The sequence below is a fragment of the Aerococcus sp. UMB7834 genome (assembly GCF_030215145.1).
Lineage (GTDB): Bacteria > Bacillota > Bacilli > Lactobacillales > Aerococcaceae > Aerococcus.
Window position 1 is genome coordinate 126,577 of record NZ_JASOLI010000004.1, and the last position, 26,755, is coordinate 153,331.

Sequence of the window (26,755 nt, forward strand, 5' to 3'; positions counted from 1 at the left end):
TTGCGTTACTTTTACCAACTCTTGTTAGCTTTTATTGTTGTGATTTTGTTTACCCTATCCGGCTTGTCCTATGTCATGATCCGTATCCCGGAAGAACGTTTTCAAAATCAAACGGCCCAACAATTGGATTCAATGGCCGATTATTTTGAAGAAACATCAGTCAACCCGGATTACTTAGCAGACAAGAAAGAGCTCTTAGAGAGCACGGGCATTAAGGTTTTTCTCTATGACCAAGATGCCCAGCTCGTCTATCCTAAAACGGAAGGCCAGGGAACAGAGCCTGTCTCTAACTATCTCGACCAACAAGATTTGGCCAGTTTAAAGAGCGGGACACGTCAGCCTATGCGAGCCTTTGATATGGGCTTTTCTAAGGAAGATGGGGATGCCTTAGCTACCTTTGTGCCCCGTTTTGATGGCGATCGCTACCAGGGCTTTGTGGCTATTGGCAAGAATAACTTTGAATTTGGCCACCGCCTCTTAGGCAACCGCATGGATACTCTTGTTGCGGCTCTCTTAGTGGGTGGAGCTGCTTTAGTCATTGCTCTTGGGATTTCTTACTTCTTGAACCAGCGGATTGGTCGCATCCGCCAGGCAACTAAGGAAGTAGCGGATGGTAATTATGCTGTCCGCTTGCCCCAAGACTATGATGATGAAATTGGCGACCTCAGCCGGGACTTTAACCGGATGGCGGCGTCTCTTGAAGGTTCGATTGAGGAGATTAACCGCCGAGAAAATATTCGCCGGCAATTTATGTTAGACGTGGCGCACGAAATGCGGACGCCGCTAACCACCATGAACGGCCTTTTAGAAGGCTTGCGCTATGGCCTAATCCCAGAAAAACATTTCGACCGGAGTATCGAACTGGTCCACAATGAGACCCAGCGTTTAACGCGGCTCGTTAACCAAAACCTGGACTATGAAAAGATCCGCTCGCAGGAAATTTTCCTTATGCCGATGACCTTCAAGCTGCGGCAAATGCTGGAAGACCTGGCCCTTCAACTGGATGAGGCAGCTAAGTCCAAGGAAGACCAGATTCTAATCGATTGTTCGGATGAGACAGAAGTTTATGCGGACTGGGACCGGCTCCGGCAAATCCTCTTTAATATTACTCAAAATGCGATCCAATTCACGGACCAAGGCCAGGTTAAGCTGCAAGCCCGCGAGACGAGTGAAGCGACAGAAATTCAAATTATCGATACGGGGATTGGGATGACGGAAGAGGAATTAGCCAATATTTGGGAACGCTTCTACAAGGCAGATGAATCACGTAAGTCATCGGCCTATGGGGAGTCAGGACTCGGTTTGGCTATTGTTCATGAACTGATCCATGCCCATGGTGCCCAGGTAGAGGTTGAGAGTAGGCCTGGCCAAGGGACCCGTTTTATCCTGACTTTTCCTAAAGCAAAGGAGGAAGATTGTGACAATCAAGATGACCGTTAAATTGAAACAAGAAGCAGCCCAAGCCCTGCGCCAGGGGAGGCCTCTCTTGCAGGCAGATGATTTTATGGGGGAAGTCTCCTTTAACGAAGGGGACCAGGTTTATTTGACCGATTCCAAGGGAGACTTTCTCGCTATGGCTTACTTGGCTAAGCAGAATAAGGGCTCGGGTTGGGTCTATAGTTACCAAAGAGACCAGGTTCTCGACCCGTCCTTTTTCAAGCAAATTTTTAGCCGGGCCAAGGCTAAACGTCAAGGCCTATTCGATGATGAGCTAACAACAGCCTTTCGTTTCTTTAATGGGGAAGGCGATGGCTTGGGTGGGCTAAGTGTTGATGTCTATGGGGACTACCTACTGATCCAATGGTATTCGTTAGGTATTTATGCCTATCGGGCAAGCATCGTTGAAGTCCTTAAGGAAATCCTGCCAGCTTGTCGGGGGATTGTGGGTAAGAACCGCTTCCAAAGTCAGGATCACTTAGCCAGTGAATGGTTGGCTGGAGAGGAAGCGCCTGAGCATTTTACAGTCCTGGAGGAGGGTCGTCGCTATGTGGTTCGACTTAATGACCATTGGATGACGGGGATTTTCTTGGACCAACGCGAGGTGAGAACCTATCTTCAGAGCGAACTAGCAGTAGGTCGCCGTGTCCTAAACACCTTCTCCTATACCGGCGCCTTCTCAGTGGCAGCAGCTCTAGGTGGGGCCAGCCAAACCTGCAGTGTGGACTTGGCCAACCGCAGTCGTGACTTGACAGAAGAACAATTTGCGGCTAATGGTATCCCCTTAGCCGACCAGGAAATTTACGTCATGGATACCTTCGATTACTATAAGTATGCCTGGCGCCATGACAAGTTTTATGACTTGATCATTATGGACCCGCCGAGCTTTGCCCGGAATAAGAAAAAAGTTTTCAAAGTGAACAAAGACTATCCTAAATTAGTGGCGGAGGCTTTAGAAATCCTATCCAGTCAGGGGGACTTGGTCTGCAGCACCAATGCTTCCAATTATAGCCTGGCTGCTTTTAAATCTGATATTGAAAAGGGCGCTAAGAAAGCCCAGCGCTCTTTACGTCTTATTCAAGAATTTAAATTGCCCGGGGATTTCCCTGTGCCAGCTCACAGTCCGGAAAGTGATTATTTGAAGGTATTGATTTACCGGGCCGACTAAAAAACAGCACCGCTTGAACGTTCGAGTTTAGGCGGTGCTGTCTTTATTTGATTAGGCCATGCTGAAGGCTTGGTAGGCGGCGCTTTCGCCGGCTGCGTGGCCTGTGACGAAGGCGGCGGTGATATTATACCCGCTTGTGTAGCCGTTGAGGTCGAGAAGTTCGCCGCAGATAAAGACTTGGGGATGGAACTTGCTCTGCATAGAGTAGGGGTCGACCTCATCTAGCGTGAGCCCGCCTCCTGTGACGAAGGCTTTATCGATCGATAAGCTGCCATCGACTTCAAAGCTAAAGCCCTTGAGCTCATGGACTAAGGCGGCCCACTGCTTCTTGGATAGGTCTTGGCAGGGGGTCAGGGCAGGGACCTTGGCTCTCTGGCAGAGAAATTCGGCATAACGCTCGGGGACGACTTCTTTGAGGACATTGCGGATAGCCTTGGCCTTATAGTCCGCTTGGAGGTCAGCATAGGCTTGGATGAGCTCTTCCTTACTGCGACTAGGTAGGGCATCGAGTTTCATGTGGACAGTTTTTTGCTGGCCTTGGCGGAGTAAGTTTTGAACGAACATGGAACAGCGCAGGACGGCTGGCCCACTGACCCCAAAATGGGTAAAGATCATATCCATTTGATGGCTAACGACCGGCTTTTCTTGGGCATCTAGGACGGTCAGCTTGACATCGCGCAGGGAGAGGCCATGGAGCCTTTTCTTCTTGATAAAGGGCTCTGAAGAGGTTAGGGGAACTTCGGTGGGATAGATAGCTTGGATGGTGTGGCCCAGACCTTCTAAGATAGGGTAGGCATCTCCTGTCGATCCTGTTCGCGGGTGGGCCCGGCCCCCCATAGCTAAAACCACTGTTCGCCCCTGAAATTGCCGCTGGTCTTCTAAGTGGACCGTCACTTCATCGCCTTGGATCTCTAGCTCTTTCAATTTGGCCTGGCAGATAATGTCCACTTTTAGATGCTTCAATTCATCAATAAAAGTCTGCAGGATAGTCTTGGCTGAGTCTGAGACAGGAAACATGCGGCCGTGGTCTTCTTCTTTAAGGGCGACGCCACGCTCTTCGAAGAAGGCCATAATATCGCTGTTATCGAAACGCGAGAAGGCACTGTAGAGAAACTTGCCATTGCCTGGAATATGGTCGATAATATAGCGGGCGGGACGTTTATTGGTGACATTACACCGGGTCCCTCCAGTGAGCAAGAGCTTTTTGCCTAGGCTGGGATTTTTTTCTAAGAGGAGGACTTGGGCACCAACTTGAGCTGCGGCACAAGCTGCCATGAGACCGCTAGTCCCTCCACCAATGACAATCACGTCGTAAATCATAAAGAACTCCTTAAATTTATTTATTTTAATTGCTTTTATTTTCAGCTAGTTTTTACTATTGATATACTAACAAAGTAACATATTGTATGAAGAAAGGGAATGGTCAACTATGGCATATATCGAATTCAAAGATGTCGTTAAATCCTATGGTGAAGGCCGATCCCAGGTGAAGGCAAATGACCATATGAGCTTTGAAATTGAAGCGGGAGAATTTGTCGTCATTCTGGGACCATCAGGAGCTGGTAAATCGACAACCTTAAATATTCTAGGGGGAATGGACAAGCCCACATCGGGTGAAATCTGGGTAGATGGCCAGGAAATTGGTCAGTTTAACGACCGGCAATTGACTAAGTTTCGCCGGGATAATGTTGGTTTTGTCTTCCAATTCTATAATCTCATTCCCAACCTGACCGCCCGGGAAAACATTGAATTAAGTGAGCAGATTGCCCAACAAGCCATTGCTGCTGATCAGGCTTTGGCAGCAGTAGGCTTAACGGACCGGCAGAATAACTTTCCTGCCCAATTGTCTGGGGGCGAGCAGCAGCGGGTTTCCATAGCTCGAGCCCTAGCCAAAAATCCTAAGCTCCTTCTCTGCGACGAGCCGACAGGGGCCTTGGATAATGAAACAGGTCAGCAAGTCCTCGCCCTCTTACAGAAGCAGTCTCGTGAAGAGGAGACAACAGTCATCGTGATTACCCATAACCGTGCCATTGCCCCGATGGCTGACCGTGTTATTGAGATCAAGAACGGCCAGGTGGCAGATAGCTACCTACAAACAGAGCCCAAGACCGTTGCAGAGATTGAATGGTAGGGGTAGCTATGAAGAGAACAGCTTTATGGAAAGATAGTTTACGCGAAATTAAAAATAGTTTTTCTCGCTTCATTGCCTTACTGGGAATTATCTTCTTAGGGGCAGGCTTTTTCGTAGGAATCCGAGCAGCAGCTCCAAATATGCGTCAGACCGCTAATCTTTACTTCCAAGACCAGCACTTACAGGACCTGAGCCTGCAAGCTGACTGGGGACTTACAGATGAAGATATTGACCGGGTGGATGACTTGGAAGGCATCCAGGTCTATCCCTACCGCAGTGTCGACCGAGAAGAAAAAAAACAAGAGACTCTTTTACGCTTCTTGCCGAACTTTAACCAGATGGGCGAGGTTAACCAGTACAAGTTACGGTCTGGCCGTCTCCCTGAAAATAAGGATGAAGTGGCTCTGGATGCCCGCTTAGCTGAAGAAGGGGGCTTCAACTATCAAATCGGGGATGAAATCGAACTAGCTGATCCTGACCAGGAAGGCGATGACCAAGCCCCAGGCCTAGCCTCCAACCGCTTCAAGGTGGTGGGCTTTGTGACCTCACCGATGTATATTGACCAGAGTGCCCGGGGGAATAGCCCTATCGGCAAGGGAACTATCGATGGCTTTGCGGTCGTTCAGCCCGAGGTCTTTACCGGGGACTTGTACAGCCAGCTGGCCTTCAAAGTCGATGGCCTAGAAGATTATCCAGCTTATAGCGACGCTTATGAAGAAAAAGTTGACCAGGCTAAGGCGGATATCGAAGCGGCCTTGGATGGTCGGCCAGAGGAACGCTATCAAGAACAACAAAAAGATTTAGACAAAGATATCCAAGCGGCGGAGGAGGACTTGAAACCAGGCCAAGAAGCTATTCAAAAGGCCAAGGATCAGGTTGAGGCGCAGAAGGAAAGTTTGCAGAGTCAAGAAGACCAATTGAAGCAAGTGACTGCTGGCCTAGGAGAAGGAGCTGCTAACTTACCTCAATTCGCCCAAGCTAGAGAACAATTAGACCAAGGCAAGGAAGCTCTTAAGCAAGCCGAAGAGGATATCCAAGCTAAAGAAAAAGACTTAGCAGAAGGCCAGGAAAAACTCAACCAGGCCAAGACTTATAAGGATGAAATGGAGGCTCCTAACTACCAAGTCAATGACCGCAGCCAATTGAGCGGTTACAGTGAGTATGAGGACAATGCAGACCGGATTGCCGCCATTGCCCGGGTCTTTCCAGTCATCTTTTTCCTAGTGGCTGCCTTGGTGAGCTTCACAACTATGACGCGGATGGTCGATGAACAGCGAATCCAATTGGGGACGCTCAAGGCTTTAGGCTACCGGTCTTCCGAAATCGCCATTAAGTTTCTTTTATATGCTGGACTGGCTAGCGTCATTGGGACCTTGCTGGGAGTGGCAGTGGGCAATTATCTCTTGCCCAATATTATTGTCAACGCCTACGGGATGCTCTACGATTTAGGTCAGGAAGTCTACTATGGCTTCTACTGGAAGGACTTCCTCCTTGCCCTCAGCATCTCCCTCCTGACAACCGTTGGACCGGCCTGGTTGGTGACCCGCAATTCGCTAACCGAACCAGCGGCCGTTCTGATGCGGCCTAAGCCCCCTAAAGAAGGCCAGCGGATTCTCTTGGAACGTTGGACCTGGTTCTGGCAAAAACTTAGCTTCAATAATAAGATCAGCTTGCGTAACCTCTTCCGCTACAAGGGCCGTAATGCCATGACCCTGATTGGGGTGGCTGGGTCAACTGCCCTCCTGCTGACGGGCTTTGGGATATCGGACTCCATATCTGGCTTGGCTGATCGTCAATTCATCGATCTCGAGCATGCCCAAGCTATTGTTCAATACCAGCCCAAGCTATCGGCGGAAGAAGTGGCTGATTTAAATGAAAGTGTCCACCAGCACGACCAGGTGGCAGATGCCCTACCTCTCTATACGGCTAGCTACCAAACAACAGACGACCGGGTCAACCAACAGACCGTTTCCCTCCATGCTTTGGACCCTGATTCTAACTACCAGGACTTCTATGCTCTCGCAGATGTGGCGACAGGGGACAGAATGCCCCTGCCTGAAGATGGGGTTCTTATCAACCACAAACTAGCTAAACTTCTGGATATCAAAGCAGGTGATTCTATCAGCTTGGAAGATCCTGATGGTCAAGTGGTGGACTTGCCAGTTAAGGGGGTCTTTGAAAGCTACATCATGCACGATGTCTTTATGAGCCAGTCGGTCTACGAAGATTTAATCGGTAGCCTCCCTAGTCAAAACCAGGTGGAAATAAAATTAAAGGATAATGCGCCTGAGAAGAAGGGCCAGGTCATCGATGATTTGATGGCAGAAGAGGGGATTGTCACGGTCGTTAACATTGACCAATTCCGGAACATGTTCAATGAAACCTTGGAAACTTTGAACCTAGTGACCCTGGTCTTGATTATCGCGGCAGCTATCCTCGCTTTCATTGTGCTCTATAGCCTGACCAATATTAATGTCTCGGAACGGATCCGAGAATTATCAACTATCAAGGTACTGGGCGCCTACCCACTCGAGGTCACCCTCTATATCTATCGGGAAACCCTCTTGTTGACAGTGGGCGGTATCCTAGCCGGACTTGCCATGGGACAAATTTTGACCACTTATATCTTACAGACAGTCGAAGTGGATATCATGATCTTCCCGGCCCAAATCCAAGGCTTATCCTATCTTTATGCCAGCCTTCTAACCTTAATCTTCTCACTTATCGTTATGGCAATCATGCACCATAAATTGAAGCAGGTAGATATGGTTGAAGCCCTCAAAGGGGTGGAATAAGATTTAATTATCCGTCACCGATACTAATAAGTAGATAAATAGAAAAGCAGCACCAGTGGCTGCTTTTTTATTTTTAATAGAAACATTCTATTAAAAAGATAAGAAAGATGATAAAATTCTGATTGATTTCTTAAAAAAAAGCTTGACTTAATTGTCTGAAAATTCTAAACTATATCTCATAGCAAAAACACAAGGAGGTTCAGGCATGTCAATCAAGAAATTTGTTTTAATAATGATGAGCGCCCTGACGTTGGGAGCCTGCTCCACTCGAGCAACCCAACCAGCTAGTGGGGAGCAAGAAGAATACGACACCATTAAAATTGGAGGAAATCTGGAATTATCAGGTGGGGTGTCGGCCTACGGGATTGTTCAAAATAACGCCATTAAACTAGCCGTCGATGAGAAGAACGCTCAAGGTGGGGTTAACGGCAAACAAATCGAATATGAAGAGTATGACAATAAGTCTGCTCCAGAAGAAGTGACCACGGGGGCTGCTCGCTTGGTTGACTTAGAAGATGTTGCTGTCCTCTTAGGGCCGGCAACGACGGGGAGTGTTGAGGCTCAGATTCCAATTGCCCTGCAGAGCCAAACCCCAATGATTACTCCGACTGCGACGGGGGATACCATCACCCTAGATAACGAAGGCAAGACCCTGCCAGAAGTCTTCCGGACCTGCTTCCAAGACTCTTTCCAAGGGGCCGCCTTAGGAGCCTTCGCCAACCAAAAAGGCTTCCAAAAAGCAGCAATTATTAAAGATAATGGATCAGATTATGGCCAAAACTTAGCCGATGAATTCAAAAATACCTATAAGGGTGAAATTGTAGCGGATGAAAGTTATGTGACCAAGGAGACGGACTTTAGCGCCATCTTGACCAATGTGAAGCGCCAGAATGCGGATGTGATCTTCGTGGCAGGTTATTATGAAGAAGCGGGTCCCTTGATTAAGCAAGCCCGGGAAATGGGCATTCAAGCTGCAATCCTAGGGCCTGATGGTTTTGGTAATGAAGAAATTGTAAACTTGGCTGGTAAGAAGAATTTTACCGATATTTACTATGCAGCCCACTTTGTTGCCGACGAGAATTCACCCCAGCGGACCAAGGACTTCATGAATAATTACAAGGCCAAGTACGGGACAGAGCCTGATATGTTCGCGGCTCTCGCTTACGATGCCGCTTACCTTGCCTTTGACGCCATGGAGCGTGCCGGTTCAGACAAGCGGGAAGATGTGCGTCAAGCTCTGGAAGAAACCAAAGATTTTGAAGGGATTACTGGGACCTTCTCAATTGACGATAAGCATAATACAGTGAAGACAGCCTTTATCCTAGAGGCTAAGGATGGAAAGGTCGTTGATTCAACAGCGATTGATCCAGAATAAGACAAGTTCATGAGACCAAGTGGACAGGACACCAAAGAGGGACGCGTGCTTTCCAGGTGAACTGTCTTCTCTCTTTGAGAGTGAGTGGTCGTAAACTGATCAGTTATAAAAGGAGGACGGATCAAAGTGGCTAATTTCTTTCAACAATTAATTAATGGGGTATCGCTCGGGAGCATCTACGCCCTGATGGCTTTGGGCTATACCATGGTATACGGCATTATTGGGCTAATTAACTTTGCCCACGGGGATATTTATATGGTGGGGGCTTTCGTTGGCTTTAGTTTGGTAACACAGACAGGTCTCGGAGTTTTACCAAGTATCTTAATTGCCATGATTTTTACAGCAATTTTGGGGATGATTGTCGAACGTCTGGCTTATAAGCCCCTGCGTGGTCAAGCTCGGATTTCAGCCTTGATCACAGCAATCGGTGTTTCTTATCTCTTACAGAATGTCATGATTTATTTGGTGGGGCCTGAAGTTCGGGCTTTCCCGACTAACTTGCCCAACTACAGTTTACAGATTGGCTCTGTCGCCGTGAGTACTCAACAGCTTTTAATTTTAATCGTTACTATTATCCTGATGGCAGGCCTCCAATTTACCGTTCAAAAAACCAAAATGGGCCAGGCGATGCGGGCGGTTTCCGTTGATGAGACAGCTGCCCGTTTGATGGGGATTAATGTCGACCATGTGATTTCCTTTACCTTCGCCTTGGGTTCTGCCTTGGCTGGTGCTGGTGGGGTCTTAGTTGGGATTTACTACAACTCTATTTCACCGCTGATGGGGCTTACCCCAGGGATCAAGGCCTTCGTTGCGGCGGTGCTTGGTGGGATCGGCTCGATTCCAGGTGCCATGGTAGGCGGCCTCTTGATCGGCTGTATTGAAACCATGGTCTCCATGATCGGCTTGTCAACCTGGAAGGATGCCGTAGTTTATGGCGTATTAATTGTTATCTTACTGATGAAACCAACCGGAATCTTCGGTAAGACAGTTAAAGAGAAAGTGTAGGTGGTTTTATGAGAACGAACAGTTGGGCTAAAAATTTCTTTACTAAGTCGAGTCTGTCATGGATAGGTCTTATTGTTGGGGTCTTTGCCTTTATCTTAGCCTCTTATTGGACGGGACAAGTCACTGCCTTTACACAGAATATCCTGATGAAGATTGGTATTAATATTATTCTTGCGGTGGGGCTGAACTTGATTGTCGGCTATGCCGGCCAGTTCTCCTTGGGACACGCCGGCTTTATGGCTATCGGGGCTTACAGTGCCGCCTTGGTTTCCAAGGCTATCCCAGGTGTCCAAGGGATGTTCCTGGGGATGGGCCTAGGCCTCGTGATTACTTTTGTCCTCGCCCTAGTGGTTGGGATTCCCACCCTGCGCTTGCGTGGGGACTACCTGGCTATTGCTACTTTGGGGATTGCAGAAATTATCCGGATTACTATTATGAACCTCGAGATTACTAATGGGGCAGCCGGGATTGCTGGGATCCCACAAAATGTTAACTGGATCACCCTCTATGTTTTTGTTGTCATTACGACTTTGATTATTGTGAACTTTATCCACTCCAGTCCAGGGCGGGCAATGATTGCCGTCCGTGAAGATGAGATTGCCGCGGAATCAGTTGGCCTACAGACGACCCGCTATAAGACCATTGCCTTTGTCTTAGGGGCTTTGACTGCAAGTATTGCTGGGACTCTCTATGCTTCTTACTTTGGCGTGATTACACCGGGCCAATTTACCTTCCAAAAATCTATTGATATCTTAATCATTGTTGTTTTTGGGGGAATTGGGTCGATTACCGGGAGCTTTGCAGCAGCTATTCTCTTGGAGCTATTGAACGTTATCCTAGCGCCTTACGGTCAGTTGCGGATGATTGTTTATGCCCTAGCCATTATTGCCATTATGATCTTTAAACCATCTGGCCTGATGGGAGAATTTGAACTGCGTTTTTCACCTTTCTTTAAACAGAAGAAACAATATTCTAAATTGAAAAAGGAGGATTAAGATGACTTTGCTAAAAGTAAATCAATTGACCAAAACATTTGGTGGTTTGACAGCTGTCTCCGACGTCAATTTAGAAATCGAGAGTAATGAACTAATTGGTTTGATCGGTCCAAACGGGGCTGGGAAGACCACACTCTTTAACCTGATTACTGGGGTTTACGAACCGACCAGCGGCAATATTGAATTGGCTGGCCAAGATATCTCCGGAGCGAAACCTGAGAAGATTAACCAGGCAGGTATCGGCCGGACCTTCCAGAATATTCGACTCTTTGCTAATCTAACGGTTTTAGAGAATGTATTGATTGCCCTCCATACAGAACATGGGGCTGGCTTCTTAACTAGTGTCTTACGTTTACCCGCTTACTACCGGAACCGCAACCAGCTCTACCGCCGGGCCATCGAACTGCTCGAAGTCTTTAACCTAGAAGATCTAGCTAATGAGAAGGCTAAGAACCTCGCTTATGGGCAGCAGCGGCGTTTGGAAATTGTGCGGGCCTTGGCAACTGAACCGAAGTTACTCTTCCTGGATGAACCAGCTGCCGGGATGAATCCGCGTGAAACGGCAGAATTAACCGAATTAATCCACCGCATCAAGGATGAATTGGGGATTACAGTAGTCTTGATTGAGCATGACATGTCCTTGGTTATGAATATTTGCGAACGTATCTATGTTCTAGAATACGGTAAGGTGATTGCAGAAGGGAACCCAGAAGAAATTCAATCGGATGACCGCGTGATTAAAGCATACCTAGGAGGTGTCGATTAAAATGTTAGATATCCGAGATATCCATGTCTCATACGGCATGATTGAGGCTCTCAAAGGAATTGACCTCAAAGTTGAAGAAGGACAGATTGTTTCCTTGATTGGTTCGAATGGGGCGGGTAAGACGACGACACTCAAGACCATCTCAGGTCTCTTGCGGCCCACAACAGGGGAAATCCTATTTGAAGGCAAGCCCTTACAGAAGATGTCGACCATTCAAATCGTCCGCAATGGAATTTTACAGGTACCAGAAGGCCGTCATGTCTTCCCTAAGATGACCGTCTATGAAAATCTCTTGATGGGCGCTTATTCACGGACCGACCGTTTACAAATCATTGAAGATATTGAACATATGTTTGAATTCTTCCCCATTCTAAAGGAGCGCTTGAACCAAGATGCGGCGACCCTTTCCGGTGGGGAACAGCAGATGCTAGCTATGGCCCGAGCTCTGATGGCCAAGCCAAGGTTACTCTTGCTCGATGAGCCTTCTATGGGGCTTGCGCCGATTATTATCCAACAAATCTTTGAGATTATCCAAAAGATCCACAAAGAAGAAGGGACAACCGTGCTTTTGATTGAACAGAATGCCAAGTCTGCCTTGGAGATCTCTGACTATGCCTATGTGCTTGAAGTCGGCCGGATTACGGCAGAAGGTCGCGGTAGCGAACTCTTAGATTCAGAAGAAGTCCAAAAAGCCTATCTGGGCGGCTAGCAATCCTCCCATTCACTGCATCCTTGCAGGCATTCTGCCTGGGTAAAGGGTGCAGTTTTTTACTTGATGGGTGGGGGAGTAAAGTTTCTTTTTCTTGTTCAATTGTGTAAAATATAAGGGAAGGAGGAATGCTATGGCAAAGCGCAAAAAGTCTCGATTAAAAAGAATTAAATTATGGAAGCAGCCAGCTCGCTCGCGGAGGCAGAAAATCCTCCTAGGGGCGCTTTTTGTCTTTGCGCTAGGGCTCCTAATTTGGCCATCTATAAGATTAGAGAGTCATGAGGAAGATCAGACGACAGAGGAATTTTTGGATGAGATTGGTCAGTATGCGGCTGCCAATGCCGACAAGTCAGGCGTCCTACCTAGCTTGGTTGTGGCTCAAGCAGCGATTGAATCGGACTTTGGCCGTAGCCAGCTCGCCCGCGACTATAATAACCTTTTTGGGCGGAAGGCTTATGGGAGTGAGCGGGCAATCAACTTGCCTACCCAGGAGTATACGTCGGCTGGTTATCAGACAGTGGAGGCCCCTTTTAAGGTTTACCCTTCTTGGAAGGCAGCGGTAACTGACCATGGGCGTTTGATGCAGGAGGGAACCGATTGGAACCCAGACCTCTACCTGCCAGTGCGTCAAGCTGAAGATTACAAGACAGCGGCTTACGCCTTGCAGGAAGCAGGTTATGCAACAGATCCTCACTATGCAGAAAAATTAATTGAAATCATCGAAAGCTATGGTTTAACAAAATATGATAACTTAGATAAAAATACAATATTTTAAACTTTGCATTTTTAATTCTTTGTGCTATATTAAAAGTAAGTTAAAATCAACTAACAGTCGATTGGAGGGGAATTTGGTGGCCAAGACGCAAAGCTATAAAGATACGGCTTATGAGTATCTTAAAGAACGTATAGATAATAATATTTTGTTGCCTGATACCCACTTGAAGGAAGTTGAAATCGCCAACAAGTTAGGGATGAGCCGGACGCCTGTACGTCGTGCAATGGCCCAACTTGAAGAAGAAGGTTATGTTAAGATTGAACCTTATAAGGGAGCGGTTGTAATCAAATCTTCTTTAACTTCAACGGCTATTGTCGAGCGGCTACAGTTTGTTGAGCTGATGGCTATGCACTTATTCCAACACATGCAAAATAAGGATATTCATGTAGACAAGGAAGAATTGCATGAGATAGTTGAAGAAATGGAACGGGGACGAGAGTCGGAAGATGATGCAACTTATTATGCGGCAGAGTTCAAGCTCTTTCGCTTTTTAGCCTTCTATCATTCCAACTCTTACTTCCGTCAAATTGGCTTAAGTACCATTGCCACCTTGCATGAACTTTATTTAAAAAATGTCAAAGCAGACCAACGGAATTTCGCCAAAGAACGGAACGAAACCTCGGACGTTTATCCCGAATTCATCCGTGCCATAGAAGAAGCAGACTATCCCAACGCCCGCAAACAAGTCAGAATCTGGATGAACCAACTCATACTCAACCAAATCAATAGTTAACGGAGGGTGTGAGGGAGCGCGGTTAGAAGTGGACCACTGGAGCAAAGCGGCAGAGAAGACTGAAAGTCTTCGGCGACGCTTTGTGAAGAGGAGCCACTTCTGCGCGCCCGAACCCGACTATAGGGTGTGAGCAGAGGCGTTCAGAAAGGAATGACTGGAGGCAAAAGGGATAAGAGCGGGTTTAGCCGATCGTTCCCATTTGCTGAAGTCACTTCAAGTTTGCAACTGTGAACCCAACTAAGCAGGGTGTGAGAGGGTGCGGGAGAAAGGGACCTCTGGAGTAAAAGGCAAGAGAAGGCTATGAGCCTTCGACGGACTTTTATGAAGAGGAGCCCTTTCTGCATCCTCGAACCCAACTAAGTAGGGTGTGAGAGGATGCGGGAGAAAGGGACCTCTGGAGTAAAAGGCAAGAGAAGGCTATGAGCCTTCGACGAACTTTTATGAAGAGGAGCCCTTTCTGCATCCTCGAACCTAACTAAAGTAAAGCTACCCCAAAAGAAGGCCTTTGATCAGGCCTTTTTTCTTGTCTTGATAGGCCCCTGGTGATTGAAGGGGCGAGGGATAAATGATAGACTTGAGAAGTATTTAGTGAAGGGAGACTAAGATGGCAAGCAGGGAAGATTTAATTCAAGGACTCAACGATAAACAAAAAGAAGCTGTGCAGTGTACCGAAGGCCCGCTCTTGATTATGGCTGGGGCAGGCTCGGGTAAAACCCGGGTCTTGACCCATCGGATGGCCTATATTTTAAGCGAGAAGGATGTTCGCCCTTGGAATCTACTGGCGATTACCTTTACCAATAAGGCTGCAAAAGAAATGCGCGAGCGGGTGGACCAGTTGATTGGTCAAGGTGCAGAGGCTATGTGGGTGGCAACCTTCCACTCCATGTGTGTCCGTATCCTCAGACGGGAAGCAGAAGCAATCGGCCTTTCGCGCTCCTTCACCATTGCTGATCCAGCTGAGCAGCAGACCTTAATTAAACAAGTGATGAAAGACCTCAACATTGACACGACTAAGTTCAAGCCACGGATGATCTTGGGCAAGATTTCGGATGCTAAGAATAATTTGCAGACGCCTGACCAGTATGCAGATAGGCATTCTGGCCTGATTGAAGATATCGTGGCTAAGTGCTATGCAGCCTATCAGAAACAATTATTGGCGGCCCAATCCTTGGACTTTGATGATTTAATCATGTATACGGTACGCTTATTTGAAGAACAGAAGGAAGTTTTGCGCTACTACCAGCAGAAATTCCAATATATCCATGTAGACGAATATCAGGATACTAATGAAGCCCAGTACCGCCTAGTCAAGCTATTGGCTGATTACTTCAAGAATATCTGTGTGGTGGGAGACGCCGACCAGTCCATCTATGGCTGGCGGGGGGCTAATATGGAGAATATCCTAAATTTTGAAGAGGATTATCCCGAAGCCAAAGTCGTTCTCTTGGAACAGAATTATCGGTCTACTAAGACGATCCTGGCTGCAGCTAACGATGTGATCGGTCGCAACCAGAAGCGCAAAGAAAAAGACCTCTGGACAGACAATGACCAAGGCGAGAAGATCCATTATTACCGGGCACAAACTGAGCAGGATGAGAGTTACTTTGTTATTGAAGAGATTAAAAAGGCCCTCCAAAAAAACTACCAGTACAAGGATATAGCCGTCCTCTACCGGACCAATGCTCAGTCACGGGTGGTCGAAGAAAACCTGGTTAAGGCTAACCTGCCTTACCGCATTGTCGGGGGCTTGAAATTCTATGACCGTAAAGAAATTAAAGATATCCTAGCGTATTTACGCTTACTGGCTAATCCCCAAGACAATCTCAGCTTTACCCGGGTAGTGAATGTACCTAAGCGAGGCGTAGGGCCAGGCAGCTTGGATAAATTGCGCCAATTTGCCAGTGACCAGGGCTTGACCCTCTTGCAGGCAGCAGGTCATGTTGATTATGCACCGATTTCTGGTAAGGCCGCTAAATCGCTGAAAAATTTTGCGCAGATGCTAGCTGACCTTAACCAGGAACGGGCTGAGCTCAGCATCCGCCAACTAACAGAGAAGGTTTTAGACCAATCTGGCTACCAGGAAGACCTAGAAAATCAGAAGACTCTGGAAGCCCAGACGCGCTTGGAGAATATCCAGGAATTCCTTTCCGTTGCGGATGAATTTGATAAGCGTTGGCAGGAGGAAGCGGGCAACCGGCAAGTCGCAGCGGAGGCAGATGACCAAGGCCAGCCGGTCCAAGTGGAAGCTATCCAATTGCCAGAAGGTCCTGGGCCATCTGCTCAAAAGCAAGAGGTAATCAGTCTCTTTGGCGATGACACCTTGGACCGCTTATTGGATGAGGAAGATTTAATGGTCCCTGAACTTGAGGAAGACCGCTTACTAGCCTTTCTCACCGACCTCTCCCTGGTAGCAGATACAGGCGAAGAGGAAGAAAGCACTAGCGGCCAGGTGACCCTGATGACCCTCCATGCGGCTAAGGGATTGGAATTTCCTATTGTTTTTATGATCGGTATGGAAGAAGGTCTCTTCCCCTTGTCCCGGGCAGCTCAAGACCCAGATGAATTAGAGGAGGAGCGGCGCTTGGCCTATGTTGGAATTACCCGTGCTGAAGAGAAACTCTACCTCAGCAACAGTTACAGTCGCATGCTCTATGGTAAGCGTGAAGCCCATGCTCCCTCACGCTTTATTGAAGAGATCGATGCCGAACATCTCGACCAATCTGCTAAGCAAGCGACCAGCTTTTCCTTCGATTTTGGTCAAGGTCAAGCTACGACAGCTGGGTCCTACTGCAATTACCTCAAAGGCAAGCGCCAGGAACGGGCAGGGGCCCAGACTTATTACGACCGACAAGCTAAGGAAGCCAAGCGATCGGTCTTTGACAAGCCGCAAAGTCAAAGCGAGTCGTCGGAACAAGAAACCGCCTGGCGGGTTGGCGACAAGGCCCAGCATAAGAAGTGGGGCCTAGGCACCGTTGTCAAAGTGACCGGCGAGGGGAATGACCAAGAATTAGATATTGCCTTTAAAGCGCAGGGAATCAAACGCTTGTTAGCAGCCTTTGCGCCGATTGAGAAAGTTTAAGAAGGAGGGGTCAAAAGCCAGTGGATGCTAAAGAAGAAATTCGAAAATTGACCGAGCAATTGAACCACTATGCCTATGAGTACTATGTCTTAGACCAACCGAGCGTGACTGATGCGGACTACGACCAAGCCTACCGACGTTTAGAGGACTTGGAGGCTCGTTATCCAGATTATATTCAGGCTGATTCACCTACCCAACGCGTTGGTGATAAGTTAGATAATCGTTTCGAGAAAGTCCAACACCCCACGCCGATGTTATCTTTGGGAGATGTTTTCGATCGTCAGGAATTAGAAGACTTCATGGCTTCCGTGGAACGGGGTTTAGGTTTTATGCCTCGCTTTGTTTGTGAAATGAAGATTGATGGTCTGTCGGTTTCGATTCGCTACCAAGCGGGCGCCTATCAAGGGGCGGCTACCCGGGGCGATGGGACGGTAGGCGAAGATATTACGGCGAATGTGAAGACGATCTCGGCCGTGCCGATGCGCTTGCGGGAGGATCAAGATCTGGAAGTGCGCGGGGAGATCTATATGCCCAAAGCTTCTTTCAAACAGTTGAATGAACAGCGTGAAGAGGCGGGACAGGCTACCTTTGCTAATCCTCGTAATTCGGCAGCTGGTTCGGTCCGCCAACTCGATCCTAAGGTCACGGCCCAAAGAAAACTGAATGTCTTTCTTTACAGCGGCGTCTTTGATGAGTCATTGGGTGTGTCTAGCCAGTCTGAACTCCTGGCCCGCTTGCCCGAGCTGGGTTTGCGGGTTAATCCTAATTACCGGATCTGTCAGACAGCTGAAGAAGTTTGGGCTTATGTGGATGAGGTCCAAGAGAAACGTCATGAACTCGCCTATGAAATCGATGGCATTGTGATTAAGGTGGACCGTTTTGAAGACCAGGAAGCTCTAGGTTATACCGTCAAGGCACCGCGCTGGGCCATTGCTTATAAGTTCCCAGCCGAACAAGCTCAGACCGAATTAAAGGATATTGAGTGGACGGTAGGTCGGACTGGGGTCGTCACTCCAACAGCGGTGATGACGCCTGTTCTCTTAGCTGGTTCAACGGTGCAGCGGGCCAGCCTCCACAATGCTGACTTGATCCAGGACAAGGACTTGCGTTTGGGCGACCAAATCATTATCCATAAGGCAGGGGATATCATCCCCGAAGTGGTCCGTGTCTTAGAAGACGAACGGCCAGCTGATAGTCAGCCCTATGCAATTCCCGAAACTTGCCCCGTTTGCGGCAGTGATTTGATCCATTTAGAGGATGAGGTTGCCCTGCGCTGTGTGAATCTAGCTTGTCCGGCCCAGGCCAAGGAGAAGCTCTACCATTTTGTATCCCGCAATGCTATGGATATCAGTGGGGTAGGCCCCCGCTTACTAGAACAGCTTTATGACCGTGACCTAGTCGGCGACCCTTCAGACCTTTACCAATTAGACAAGGAAAGTTTACTCGATCTCGATAAGGTAGGCGATAAATCTGCTGACAATATCTTGACGGCCATTGAAGCGTCCAAGGCGAATTCTCTGGAACGCTTGCTCTTTGCACTCGGTATCCGCCATGTCGGAGCTAAGGCCGCTAAAGACCTGGCCGCTCATCTTCCTAGTATGGAAGAACTGATTGCAGCTGACAAGGCCTCCTACTTAAGCGTTGATGGGATCGGTGAAATTATCGCTGACTCACTCGAAGAATTCTTCGCTAATGATGAGGTCCTAGCCTTGATTGAACGCTTGCGCGCAAGTGGCCTTAATATGACTTATTTAGGTGCTAGCCCGGAAAGCGTCGCCGACCAGGATTCCTTCTGGCAAGGGAAGACAGTGGTACTGACAGGTAAGCTAGACCAGTATACGCGCCAGGAAGCTAAGGCAGCCATTGAAGCCTTGGGTGGCAAGGTGACCGGATCTGTCTCTAAGAATACGGATATTCTCGTTGCTGGCGCTGATGCAGGGAGTAAGCTGACTAAGGCTCAGGATTTGAATGTGACGATTTTTACAGAAGACGATATGGTTGACCGTCTCGATTAAAGACCTGGCCAGAGAATTATGCTAAAATAAGAGAAACTAGTTTTTAGAATAAGGGGAAAAATGAGTCATGAAACGATTACACCATAAATTGGGCTTGCTCGCCTGTCTGGCCCTGGCTCTCGCGGGCTGCCAGGGCCCAGACCAAGTCGAGGAAGGTCAGGCCCAGGAGAACAGTGGGCAAGCCTCGCAAGCTGAAGAACAAGATGTCCCGGCTCTTTCCATTAACCATTACCCAGCTGCGATTGAAGATGGCCATTATAAGATGAGTGAGAGTCGGGGCTTGATGGCCCGGCCAAGTTCTGAAGCCAACCTACGCAACTTTGAAGAGGGCCTCTACCGGATCGCAGAGGGGCAATTTTCGACGGAAGAATATTATTTCCAAGAAGGTCAGTTGATTACACGAGAAATGGCCAACCAGTGGCTAGGGGCTAAGACTAAAGACAATCCAGAGGGGCTCAACCCCGAAGGCAGTGCTTCGGATAAGCGAGAAGATTACCAGCCTAAGTATCTCAACAGTATTCTAGAATATAATTTTATGAAAAAAGACGATGAAGATAACTATCAGCTGGAAGGAGTCACTATTGGTTTAGCTCTCAATTCAGAAGATACCTTCAGCAATGGAGAAAGCCAGGAAAAAATAAGTATCGACAAGGACCAAGCCTTGGAACATGGCAAGCAGATTGCAGAAGAAGTGGTGGCACGGATTCGCAAGGATAAAAAATATGCCAAACTTCCTATTCAAGTGGCCCTCTTCTACAATGGTCCTACCGATAGTTTAGCCGGAGGATCTTATGCTTCAGAAGTGATTTCGGTAGCCGGGACGGCCTTCTCGGACTGGGAGAACTATGACACCCAGCACTTGGTCTTCGGCGTTGATGATGCGGCAGCTGAAGAGGATAATGTAGCCTTCGCGCGTTTCACTTCCGAAGTTGAAGATTTCTTCCCTCGCCTGAGTGGGATATCTGGGGTAGGAACATATGAAGAAGGACGCTTGAGCCAGATTGATATTGAAATCAATACCCAGTTCGATGGCTATTCAGAGCTCGTTGCCCTGGTCCAACATACCATGAACACGGCCAATACAATCTTTAGGAACAATCGAGGAAGTATTAGCATCCGCGTGGAAGGACCGAGTGGCATACGTGCCATTATGGAAAGACAAGCGGGCGAGAATAACTTCACTTATGAAATGATCTCCTAAAGGCTTGTAGGATCCTTGCCGTTGTGACCCTTTTCTGATTATGATAAAATAAGAAGGATGACAGTCTTTGCTGGAGTTTTTCCAGTTAAGATGTGGCCTTTAACCACCATCTTTTGCTCAACCAGCTCATTCAAATTTTGACCTAAATGTAATGTTATAAAGTAAGCGACTAAGGAGGCGACAACATGGAAGTAAACAAAGATTTAATTCAGCATGTTGCAAAATTAGCAAAATTATCCTTTACGGATGAGGAAATTGATAAAATTACCGACAAATTCGAAAATATTATCCACATGGTAGACCAGTTAGAGGAAGTGGATACAACGGATACGCCGATTATGACCTGGGGGATTGACCTGGAAAATGTCTTGCGCGAAGATGAGCCTGTACCAGGCCCTGGCGCTGACGTGCTCTTGAAGAATGCGCAAACCCCTCGTGATGGTTTTATTGGTGTACCAACAGTTATCGATGAAAGTGAGGACAATGCCTAATGAGTAAGAGATTTGAGGAAACAATCCGTGGCCTGAACCAACAATTAGTCGATGGCGACATTACAGCTGTTGAACTAGTTGAAGAGACCATCGCTCGCATCAAAGATTTAGATGAAACTTACAATGCTTTTATCAGTTTGAATGAAGAAGCGGCACTCGAAGCCGCTAAGGCGAGTGATGAAGCGGGCTACAGCACCGACCGTCCCCTACAAGGGATTCCTTTGGGGATTAAGGACAACATCGTGACGGAAAACTTGCGGACAACAGCCGCTTCCCGGATGTTGGAAAATTTTGTTCCAGTCTATAATTCAACGGTCTGCGACCGCTTAGAAGCTGCTGGGGCTATTATTATCGGTAAGCTAAATATGGACGAATTCGCTATGGGCGGGTCTACGGAAACTTCTTATTTTGGTCAAACTCGCAACCCATGGGATACCGACCGAGTTCCTGGTGGCTCTTCCGGTGGTTCAGCTGCGGCTGTCGCTGGGGGCGAAGTCGTTGCTGCTCTAGGTTCTGATACTGGGGGGTCTATCCGACAACCGGCTGCTTTTACAGGGATTGTTGGTCTAAAACCAACTTATGGCCTGGTTTCTCGTTGGGGGCTAATTGCCTTCGGGAGCTCTTTTGACCAGATTGGGCCAATGACCCGGACTGTGGAAGATAATGCCATTATTCTCGAAGCCATTGCTGGCCATGATGACCACGACTCAACGACAGCTGACTTGACAGTACCTAAATACAGCCAAAACCTCGATGAGGGTATTGAAGGACTCAAGGTCGCTGTACCAAAAGAATTCTTCGCTGAAGGCGTCGATGAAAAGGTACAAGAAAATGTCCGTCAAGCCATTGCTAAATTAGAAGAATTAGGGGCTATTGTTGAAGAAGTCAGCATTCCCCACTTGAAATACGGCATTCCTGCTTACTATATCCTTGCTTCATCAGAAGCTTCTTCTAACCTCCAACGTTTTGACGGTGTTCGCTACGGCTACCGGGCAGAAAATGTTAAGGACTTGGAAGATCTCTATGTGCGCACACGGTCTGAAGGTTTCGGATCAGAAGTTAAGATGCGTATTATGTTGGGGACTTTCGCCTTATCATCCGGTTACTTCGATGCCTACTTCAACAAGGCAGGCAAGGTGCGTTACCTACTCCGTCAAGAGCTGGCTTCGGTCTTTGAAAAATACGATGTCATTGCAGGACCTGTTTCCACAACACCTGCTTATAAGTTGGGTGAGCGTGTCGATGATCCGCTACAAATGTACATGGCTGACCTCTTAACCGTGCCGGTCAATCTAGCTGGCCTGCCAGGCATGTCGGTTCCAGCCGGATTTGATGAAGATGGCTTGCCAATTGGTCTCCAATTAATTGGTAACTACTTCGATGAATCCACGCTCTACAAGACGGCTTATGCCTTCGAACAAGCAACTGACTACCAAAGTAAACACCCAGAATAGGAGGAAACAGCGTGAATTATGAAACAGTCATTGGTCTGGAAGTCCATGTTGAATTAAAGACCAAGTCTAAAGTTTTTTCTAGTGCTCCTACCAGTTTCGGAGCTGCCCCAAATGAGAATACCAATGTGGTGGACTGGGGCTATCCAGGCGTCCTGCCTTTCACTAATAAAAAGGCTGTTCATTATGGCTTAAGAGCTGCGACGGCCTTAAACTGCCAAGTGAACCCTCGTCAATACTTTGACCGGAAGAACTACTTCTACCCAGATAACCCTAAAGCTTATCAAATTTCTCAATTAGACAAGCCACTGGGTGAACATGGTTATGTCGATATTGAAGTCAATGGAGAGACCAAGCGGATCGGGATCGAACGGATCCACTTGGAAGAAGATGCCGGGAAGAGTATCCACTCTGGCCAAGGCTCTCTGGTTGACTTAAACCGCCAAGGGACACCCCTTGTTGAAATTGTTTCTGAAGCAGATATGCGCTCGCCTGAAGAAGCCTATGCCTATCTTGAAAAGATTCGTGAAATCATGATGTTTATCAATGTTTCCGATGTGAAGATGGAAGAAGGGTCCATGCGTTGCGATGCGAATATTTCCCTCCGTCCTTATGGGCAAGAAGCTTTCGGAACTAAGACCGAAATTAAGAACTTGAACTCCTTTAACAATGTGCGTCGCGGCCTGGCTTATGAAGAGAAACGCCAAGCTCAGGTTCTTAACAGTGGTGACCAAATCTTACAATCTACCCTGCGTTGGGACGATGCCAATAACAAGACAGTCTTGATGCGTGTTAAGGAAGGAGAAGCGGACTACCGTTACTTCCCAGAACCTGACCTACCTCCATTTACAGTCAGCCAGGAAGAATTAGACCAAATCAAGGCTGACATGCCTGAGATGCCAGACCAACGCCGTAAACGTTACATTGAAGAATTCGGTCTGCCAGAATACGACGCTAAGGTCTTAACCTTGACCCGTGAAATGTCTGAGTTCTTCGACGCCGCGGTAGCTGCAGGCGCTGATCCGAAGCAAGCTTCGAACTGGTTAATGGGCGAAGTCTCTGCTTATCTAAACGATAATGCTAAGCGGCTTGATGAAATCGGCTTAACACCTGATAACTTAGCGGAAATGATCCAACTTATCCAAGACGGGACGATTTCTAGCAAGATCGGGAAGAAAGTCTTCAAGCACCTCGCTGAAGAGGGCGGGTCTGCTAAGGCATATGTTGAATCAGCAGGACTGGTTCAAATCTCTGATCCCGAACAATTAGTCCCAATGATTAACGACATCATTGATGCTAACCCTCAATCCTTGGAAGACTACCAAGCTGGTAAGAAGAAAGCAATGGGCTTCTTAGTTGGTCAGATTATGAAGGAAACACGTGGTCAAGCCAACCCACAAGTTGTCAACCAACTGCTTAAAGAAGAATTAGATAAACGTTAAGTCTGATTCAAATAGGAGAGGGTGACAAAAGTCGATCAGGCCTGACTTTTGGAGCATGTTTTTGAAAAAAGTTCGCTATTTAAAAAGAGGCTGGAACATTTGTCCCAGCTTCTTTTTTTGCTTCATTTTCAAATCGGCTGTCCTGTCTATTAAGCGATAGCTGGCTCGCTAATGGATCTCTCTAAATAATAGGTCGAACAGTTTTTCCAAAGAGCGTCTTGCCCTTATTACTGGCATTAAAAGAAATTGCCATTATAATTAAAGTTAAGAAAACGTTAATGTTAAGGAAGGGAAAGGGCTTACTATGGATGCTAAAATAAAAAATATGTTCCACATCGGACTGGCCTACTTGGGTGTCATCATTGGGGCTGGATTTGCGAGTGGTAAGGAGATGCTGCAGTACTTTGTTAGTTTTGGCAAAGAGGGAATTTGGGGTGTGGCCCTGTCGGCATGTCTCTTTGTTATTGGGGGGATCGTCCTCCTCCAGTTTGGTTCTTACTACAAGGCCCAGGAGCACAGCGAACTTTTCAACCATATTTCTTCGCCCTTGGTGTCAAAAATTATTGATTTTATCATTAATATGAATCTCTTCTGTACGGGCTTTATTATGATTGCAGGAGCGGGGACTAATCTCAACCAGCAGTTCGGCTTACCCATCTGGATGGGAGCCTTGATCTTGTCGGGCCTGGTAATTGTCACTGCCTATATGGATGTGGACCGGGTGACGACTTTGATTGGTGCCATTACGCCTTTTGTCATTGTTTTTCTGATTGGGATCCTTATCCATACCCTGATCCAACAGCCTCTGACCTTTGACGAAGCGATGGCACTATCAGCTAGTCAACCGACGACTCTGCCGAATTGGTTGATTTCGACTCTGAATTATTCCTGCCTGGCCTTGATGCTAGCCTTGTCCATGGCAGTTGTGATTGGTGGGGATCAGTACAGTCCCAAGCAGGCAGGTTTCGGCGGGCTCTTCGGAGGTCTCTTGGTTGGTGCCCTCCTCTTCGCTTCCTTTTTCTCCATTAGCTTGAATATCGACCAGGTGGCAGGGTCATCCATGCCCCTCTTAGCCCTCTTCAACGCTATTAATCCAAGGCTGGGCTTGGTCATGGCGCTGATTATCTTTGGTATGATTTACAATACAGCCATCGGAACCTACTATGCCCTAGCCAAGCGAGTATCGCGGGCCCATCCAGAAAAATTCAGCCGCAATATGATTTTTTTAGTAGCGGTTGGTTTTGTCCTTTCCTTTATCGGATTTGAAACCTTAGTGGCCTATCTCTTCCCCTTTATTGGCTATTGTGGCTTCTTCGTGATTGCCTTATTAATCACCCAATGGGCCCTCCGCTACCGTCACATTCATAAAGAAAGCGGGATTCGCGATCGTTTACTGGAACATGAGGAGCGGCGCTTATCGGAGGACTATGACTTTGACCGGGAAGACGCTGCCCAGATGCGCGACCTTTACGACGAATCGCGTGTGGATAATAAGGAACTATATGATGAAGTGACTGAAATTGGTCAAGAAGAATTTGGTGAAGATGGCGATCAGTAGATTTTCGACATAGTCCTTATTTTAAAGATGAAAATAGCAACCTAGAACAAGTTTTTCCTATTCTAGGCTGCTATTTTTAGTATATTCAGAATTAAGTTTAGCTGACTGCTTGCCTAGCAGCAGCAGGAAGAAGTGCTCTGGTCTTCACTTACTGGGATCCTTGGGCTTCCCCCTTGGCAGTCGAAGGCACCGAAGTGTTGGCTGCGGTCGCCGATGATTTTAAAATAAGGGGCAAAGCGGCTGTGCTCTAGCATAGCGCAGGTATTTCCACAGACCTTGGCTGGCAGGCCCTTGTCGAAGGGGTGGTCTAAGTCCAGGTAAAAGCGGTCTTCATGGCCTGGTATGCCACCTTGGTAGATGGCAATCTGTCCATATTCTTCGCAGGCATCTTCAAGGAGGTTAGGCAATTTAAAGGCCCGGACGGTGGCAGAGACAAAGCCAATGTTGCCAATCAGCTTTTCAATCCGGCCATTACCAATAGGAGCTGGGACATTAGCCGTGTAGCGGAAGTCTAGCCAACCAAGTTTTTGCATTAAACGTCGGAAGTCGGCTTGGTACATGGCACCGGCTAAACATTCACCGAGCAGGACAGTGTTTTGGCTGAGCTCTTCGGGTAAACGGCGGTCTGCAAAGATATCAGAAAAATAAAGTTCACCGGAGGGCTTAAGTATCCGCCAGATTTCGCTAAAGACTTTCTCCTTGTCGGGTGAAAGATTAATCACACAGTTTGAGACGACGATATCAATCGAGTCATCATCAATGCCTAGAGCCTTTAGATCTTCAATATAACCCTGCTTAAAGCTGACATTGGATGATTGATAGCCGAATTTGCGGGCCATCTTATCTTGGTATTTTTGGGCAATAGCTAGTTGGTCAGGGTTCATATCTACTCCAATTACTCGACCCTTTTCACCGACGAGATAGGAGAGGGTATAGACGTCGAGCCCGGTTCCACAGCCTAGGTCGAGCACAGTCAGTCCTTCGAGCAGGTCGGGGATAGGGGACCCACACCCATAGAAGCGCTCCTTAATTTCTTTAGGAATTTTGGAGCGAATGCGCTTAATTTCCCGAGGCAGGTCTTGTCCGGCTAGTGAACAGATCTGTGTAGCCATCTCGCCTTCTTGCTCAGTCGTGATTTGGCTGTAATAGTCTTTAACTTGCTTTCTTTGGTCTGTCATGGTCTCCTCCTTAGTTGAATTAAAATACTAACTATATGAAAAAACTATAGGGTGATTCCCTTACTCTTTAAATTAGCTAGGCACTCGTCCATATAAGCCACATCGTGTTCGGGATAGATGGGCTGGCTGATAGGAACTGCTTCTAAATTAGAGTAGGGCGCATACTTCTTGCCCCGATAATTCTTATCTTCCCAAGCCGGGTCAGGATGGTAGCCCCGAGCCTTCATTTCACCGATAACGAGCTGGTGGTAGGCATAGAGCCGGTAGGGGGAATAGTTAAAAACATAGTCGACCGTCGCGTGTTTCTTCCCCCAGCCGCCTCCCCGAAGCGCCGCACACTCTCGGTGCTGGCCTAGGAACTGTTGGCGGGGTAAGGCTGGAATCAGGCCCTGGTGCCAGAGTCGCATATCAAACGCCCTCCTTTGTAGATAGTTTAACATAGTTCTGTTCG

Annotated in this window: 21 protein-coding genes; 18 read left to right on the forward strand and 3 right to left on the reverse strand. The window is 47.6% G+C overall.

Annotated features, from left to right (window positions below):
• Positions 1 to 1,440, forward strand: coding sequence for an ATP-binding protein (locus QP339_RS04370; RefSeq protein WP_284910572.1), 1,440 nt, complete (start codon positions 1 to 3; stop codon positions 1,438 to 1,440).
• Complete coding sequence (locus tag QP339_RS04375; protein ID WP_284910573.1) at positions 1,418 to 2,605, forward strand: class I SAM-dependent rRNA methyltransferase; 1,188 nt, start codon at positions 1,418 to 1,420, stop codon at positions 2,603 to 2,605. Before QP339_RS04370 ends, QP339_RS04375 begins: the two co-directional genes overlap by 23 nt.
• Positions 2,606 to 2,656: 51 nt before the next feature.
• Here QP339_RS04375 and QP339_RS04380 read toward each other — a convergent pair whose 3' ends face one another.
• Positions 2,657 to 3,925, reverse strand: a complete 1,269-nt coding sequence (locus QP339_RS04380) for a BaiN/RdsA family NAD(P)/FAD-dependent oxidoreductase (protein ID WP_284910574.1) — start codon at positions 3,923 to 3,925, stop codon at positions 2,657 to 2,659.
• Between the two features lie 109 nt (positions 3,926 to 4,034).
• Here QP339_RS04380 and QP339_RS04385 point away from each other — a divergent pair, with 109 nt between their 5' ends.
• From QP339_RS04385 to QP339_RS04460, 16 genes are all read left to right on the forward strand, one after another.
• On the forward strand, positions 4,035 to 4,736 hold the full coding sequence (locus tag QP339_RS04385) for an ABC transporter ATP-binding protein (protein WP_070616515.1): 702 nt from the start codon (positions 4,035 to 4,037) through the stop codon (positions 4,734 to 4,736).
• Positions 4,737 to 4,744: 8 nt separating this feature from the next.
• Positions 4,745 to 7,531: an FtsX-like permease family protein gene (locus QP339_RS04390; RefSeq protein WP_284910575.1), complete on the forward strand. Its 2,787-nt coding sequence runs from the start codon at positions 4,745 to 4,747 to the stop codon at positions 7,529 to 7,531.
• Between the two features lie 205 nt (positions 7,532 to 7,736).
• Positions 7,737 to 8,906 (forward strand): ABC transporter substrate-binding protein, encoded by a 1,170-nt coding sequence (locus QP339_RS04395; RefSeq protein WP_284910576.1) that lies wholly within the window; start codon positions 7,737 to 7,739, stop codon positions 8,904 to 8,906.
• 186 nt (positions 8,907 to 9,092) lie between these two features.
• Positions 9,093 to 9,911 (forward strand): branched-chain amino acid ABC transporter permease, encoded by an 819-nt coding sequence (locus tag QP339_RS04400; protein WP_070616657.1) that lies wholly within the window; start codon positions 9,093 to 9,095, stop codon positions 9,909 to 9,911.
• Positions 9,912 to 9,919: 8 nt separating this feature from the next.
• Positions 9,920 to 10,906: a branched-chain amino acid ABC transporter permease gene (locus QP339_RS04405; RefSeq protein ID WP_067974743.1), complete on the forward strand. Its 987-nt coding sequence runs from the start codon at positions 9,920 to 9,922 to the stop codon at positions 10,904 to 10,906.
• A gap of 1 nt (position 10,907) precedes the next feature.
• Positions 10,908 to 11,672: an ABC transporter ATP-binding protein gene (locus tag QP339_RS04410; RefSeq protein WP_070616523.1), complete on the forward strand. Its 765-nt coding sequence runs from the start codon at positions 10,908 to 10,910 to the stop codon at positions 11,670 to 11,672.
• A 1-nt stretch (position 11,673) separates the two neighbouring features.
• Complete coding sequence (locus tag QP339_RS04415) at positions 11,674 to 12,381, forward strand: ABC transporter ATP-binding protein (RefSeq protein WP_070616525.1); 708 nt, start codon at positions 11,674 to 11,676, stop codon at positions 12,379 to 12,381.
• A 133-nt stretch (positions 12,382 to 12,514) separates the two neighbouring features.
• Positions 12,515 to 13,156 carry a glycoside hydrolase family 73 protein gene (locus QP339_RS04420; protein ID WP_284910577.1) on the forward strand — a complete coding sequence of 214 codons (642 nt, stop codon included), beginning with the start codon at positions 12,515 to 12,517 and terminating at the stop codon, positions 13,154 to 13,156.
• A 76-nt stretch (positions 13,157 to 13,232) separates the two neighbouring features.
• Complete coding sequence (locus QP339_RS04425; protein WP_070616530.1) at positions 13,233 to 13,889, forward strand: GntR family transcriptional regulator; 657 nt, start codon at positions 13,233 to 13,235, stop codon at positions 13,887 to 13,889.
• A 604-nt stretch (positions 13,890 to 14,493) separates the two neighbouring features.
• A complete protein-coding gene (locus QP339_RS04430; RefSeq protein WP_284910578.1) occupies positions 14,494 to 16,968 on the forward strand; it encodes a UvrD-helicase domain-containing protein in 2,475 nt (824 codons plus the stop codon).
• 20 nt (positions 16,969 to 16,988) lie between these two features.
• Positions 16,989 to 18,983: an NAD-dependent DNA ligase LigA gene (gene ligA / locus QP339_RS04435; protein ID WP_284910579.1), complete on the forward strand. Its 1,995-nt coding sequence runs from the start codon at positions 16,989 to 16,991 to the stop codon at positions 18,981 to 18,983.
• A gap of 67 nt (positions 18,984 to 19,050) precedes the next feature.
• Positions 19,051 to 20,184, forward strand: a complete 1,134-nt coding sequence (locus QP339_RS04440; protein ID WP_284910580.1) for a CamS family sex pheromone protein — start codon at positions 19,051 to 19,053, stop codon at positions 20,182 to 20,184.
• A gap of 185 nt (positions 20,185 to 20,369) precedes the next feature.
• Entirely contained in the window at positions 20,370 to 20,675 is a 306-nt protein-coding gene (gene gatC / locus QP339_RS04445) for an Asp-tRNA(Asn)/Glu-tRNA(Gln) amidotransferase subunit GatC (RefSeq protein ID WP_067974773.1), read from the forward strand.
• The gene (gene gatA / locus QP339_RS04450) at positions 20,675 to 22,129 is read left to right on the forward strand and encodes an Asp-tRNA(Asn)/Glu-tRNA(Gln) amidotransferase subunit GatA (protein WP_284910581.1); all 1,455 of its coding nucleotides are present in this window, start codon (positions 20,675 to 20,677) and stop codon (positions 22,127 to 22,129) included. Before gatC ends, gatA begins: the two co-directional genes overlap by 1 nt.
• Before the next feature lie 11 nt (positions 22,130 to 22,140).
• On the forward strand, positions 22,141 to 23,568 hold the full coding sequence (gene gatB / locus QP339_RS04455; RefSeq protein ID WP_284910582.1) for an Asp-tRNA(Asn)/Glu-tRNA(Gln) amidotransferase subunit GatB: 1,428 nt from the start codon (positions 22,141 to 22,143) through the stop codon (positions 23,566 to 23,568).
• A gap of 304 nt (positions 23,569 to 23,872) precedes the next feature.
• On the forward strand, positions 23,873 to 25,126 hold the full coding sequence (locus QP339_RS04460; RefSeq protein WP_284910583.1) for a YkvI family membrane protein: 1,254 nt from the start codon (positions 23,873 to 23,875) through the stop codon (positions 25,124 to 25,126).
• 113 nt (positions 25,127 to 25,239) lie between these two features.
• Here the strand turns inward: QP339_RS04460 and QP339_RS04465 are convergent, their stop codons facing one another.
• Positions 25,240 to 26,304 carry a methyltransferase domain-containing protein gene (locus tag QP339_RS04465; protein WP_284910584.1) on the reverse strand — a complete coding sequence of 355 codons (1,065 nt, stop codon included), beginning with the start codon at positions 26,302 to 26,304 and terminating at the stop codon, positions 25,240 to 25,242.
• A 44-nt stretch (positions 26,305 to 26,348) separates the two neighbouring features.
• Positions 26,349 to 26,711, reverse strand: coding sequence for a TIGR02328 family protein (locus QP339_RS04470; RefSeq protein WP_284910585.1), 363 nt, complete (start codon positions 26,709 to 26,711; stop codon positions 26,349 to 26,351).
• Between the last annotated feature and the right edge of the window lie 44 nt (positions 26,712 to 26,755).

Bases quoted from the DNA above. Each gene is read 5' to 3' on its own strand.
- QP339_RS04405 (WP_067974743.1), top strand. From the start codon at position 9,920: ATGAGAACGAACAGTTGGGCTAAAAATTTCTTTACTAAGTCGAGTCTG.
- QP339_RS04420 (WP_284910577.1), top strand. From the start codon at position 12,515: ATGGCAAAGCGCAAAAAGTCTCGATTAAAAAGAATTAAATTATGGAAG.
- QP339_RS04385 (WP_070616515.1), top strand. From the start codon at position 4,035: ATGGCATATATCGAATTCAAAGATGTCGTTAAATCCTATGGTGAAGGC.
- QP339_RS04460 (WP_284910583.1), top strand. From the start codon at position 23,873: ATGGATGCTAAAATAAAAAATATGTTCCACATCGGACTGGCCTACTTG.
- QP339_RS04395 (WP_284910576.1), top strand. From the start codon at position 7,737: ATGTCAATCAAGAAATTTGTTTTAATAATGATGAGCGCCCTGACGTTG.
- QP339_RS04415 (WP_070616525.1), top strand. From the start codon at position 11,674: ATGTTAGATATCCGAGATATCCATGTCTCATACGGCATGATTGAGGCT.
- QP339_RS04410 (WP_070616523.1), top strand. From the start codon at position 10,908: ATGACTTTGCTAAAAGTAAATCAATTGACCAAAACATTTGGTGGTTTG.
- QP339_RS04440 (WP_284910580.1), top strand. From the start codon at position 19,051: ATGAAACGATTACACCATAAATTGGGCTTGCTCGCCTGTCTGGCCCTG.
- QP339_RS04470 (WP_284910585.1), bottom strand. From the start codon at position 26,711: ATGCGACTCTGGCACCAGGGCCTGATTCCAGCCTTACCCCGCCAACAG.
- QP339_RS04390 (WP_284910575.1), top strand. From the start codon at position 4,745: ATGAAGAGAACAGCTTTATGGAAAGATAGTTTACGCGAAATTAAAAAT.
- QP339_RS04400 (WP_070616657.1), top strand. From the start codon at position 9,093: ATGGCTTTGGGCTATACCATGGTATACGGCATTATTGGGCTAATTAAC.
- QP339_RS04430 (WP_284910578.1), top strand. From the start codon at position 14,494: ATGGCAAGCAGGGAAGATTTAATTCAAGGACTCAACGATAAACAAAAA.
- QP339_RS04465 (WP_284910584.1), bottom strand. From the start codon at position 26,304: ATGACAGACCAAAGAAAGCAAGTTAAAGACTATTACAGCCAAATCACG.
- gatA (WP_284910581.1), top strand. From the start codon at position 20,675: ATGAGTAAGAGATTTGAGGAAACAATCCGTGGCCTGAACCAACAATTA.
- gatC (WP_067974773.1), top strand. From the start codon at position 20,370: ATGGAAGTAAACAAAGATTTAATTCAGCATGTTGCAAAATTAGCAAAA.
- QP339_RS04380 (WP_284910574.1), bottom strand. From the start codon at position 3,925: ATGATTTACGACGTGATTGTCATTGGTGGAGGGACTAGCGGTCTCATG.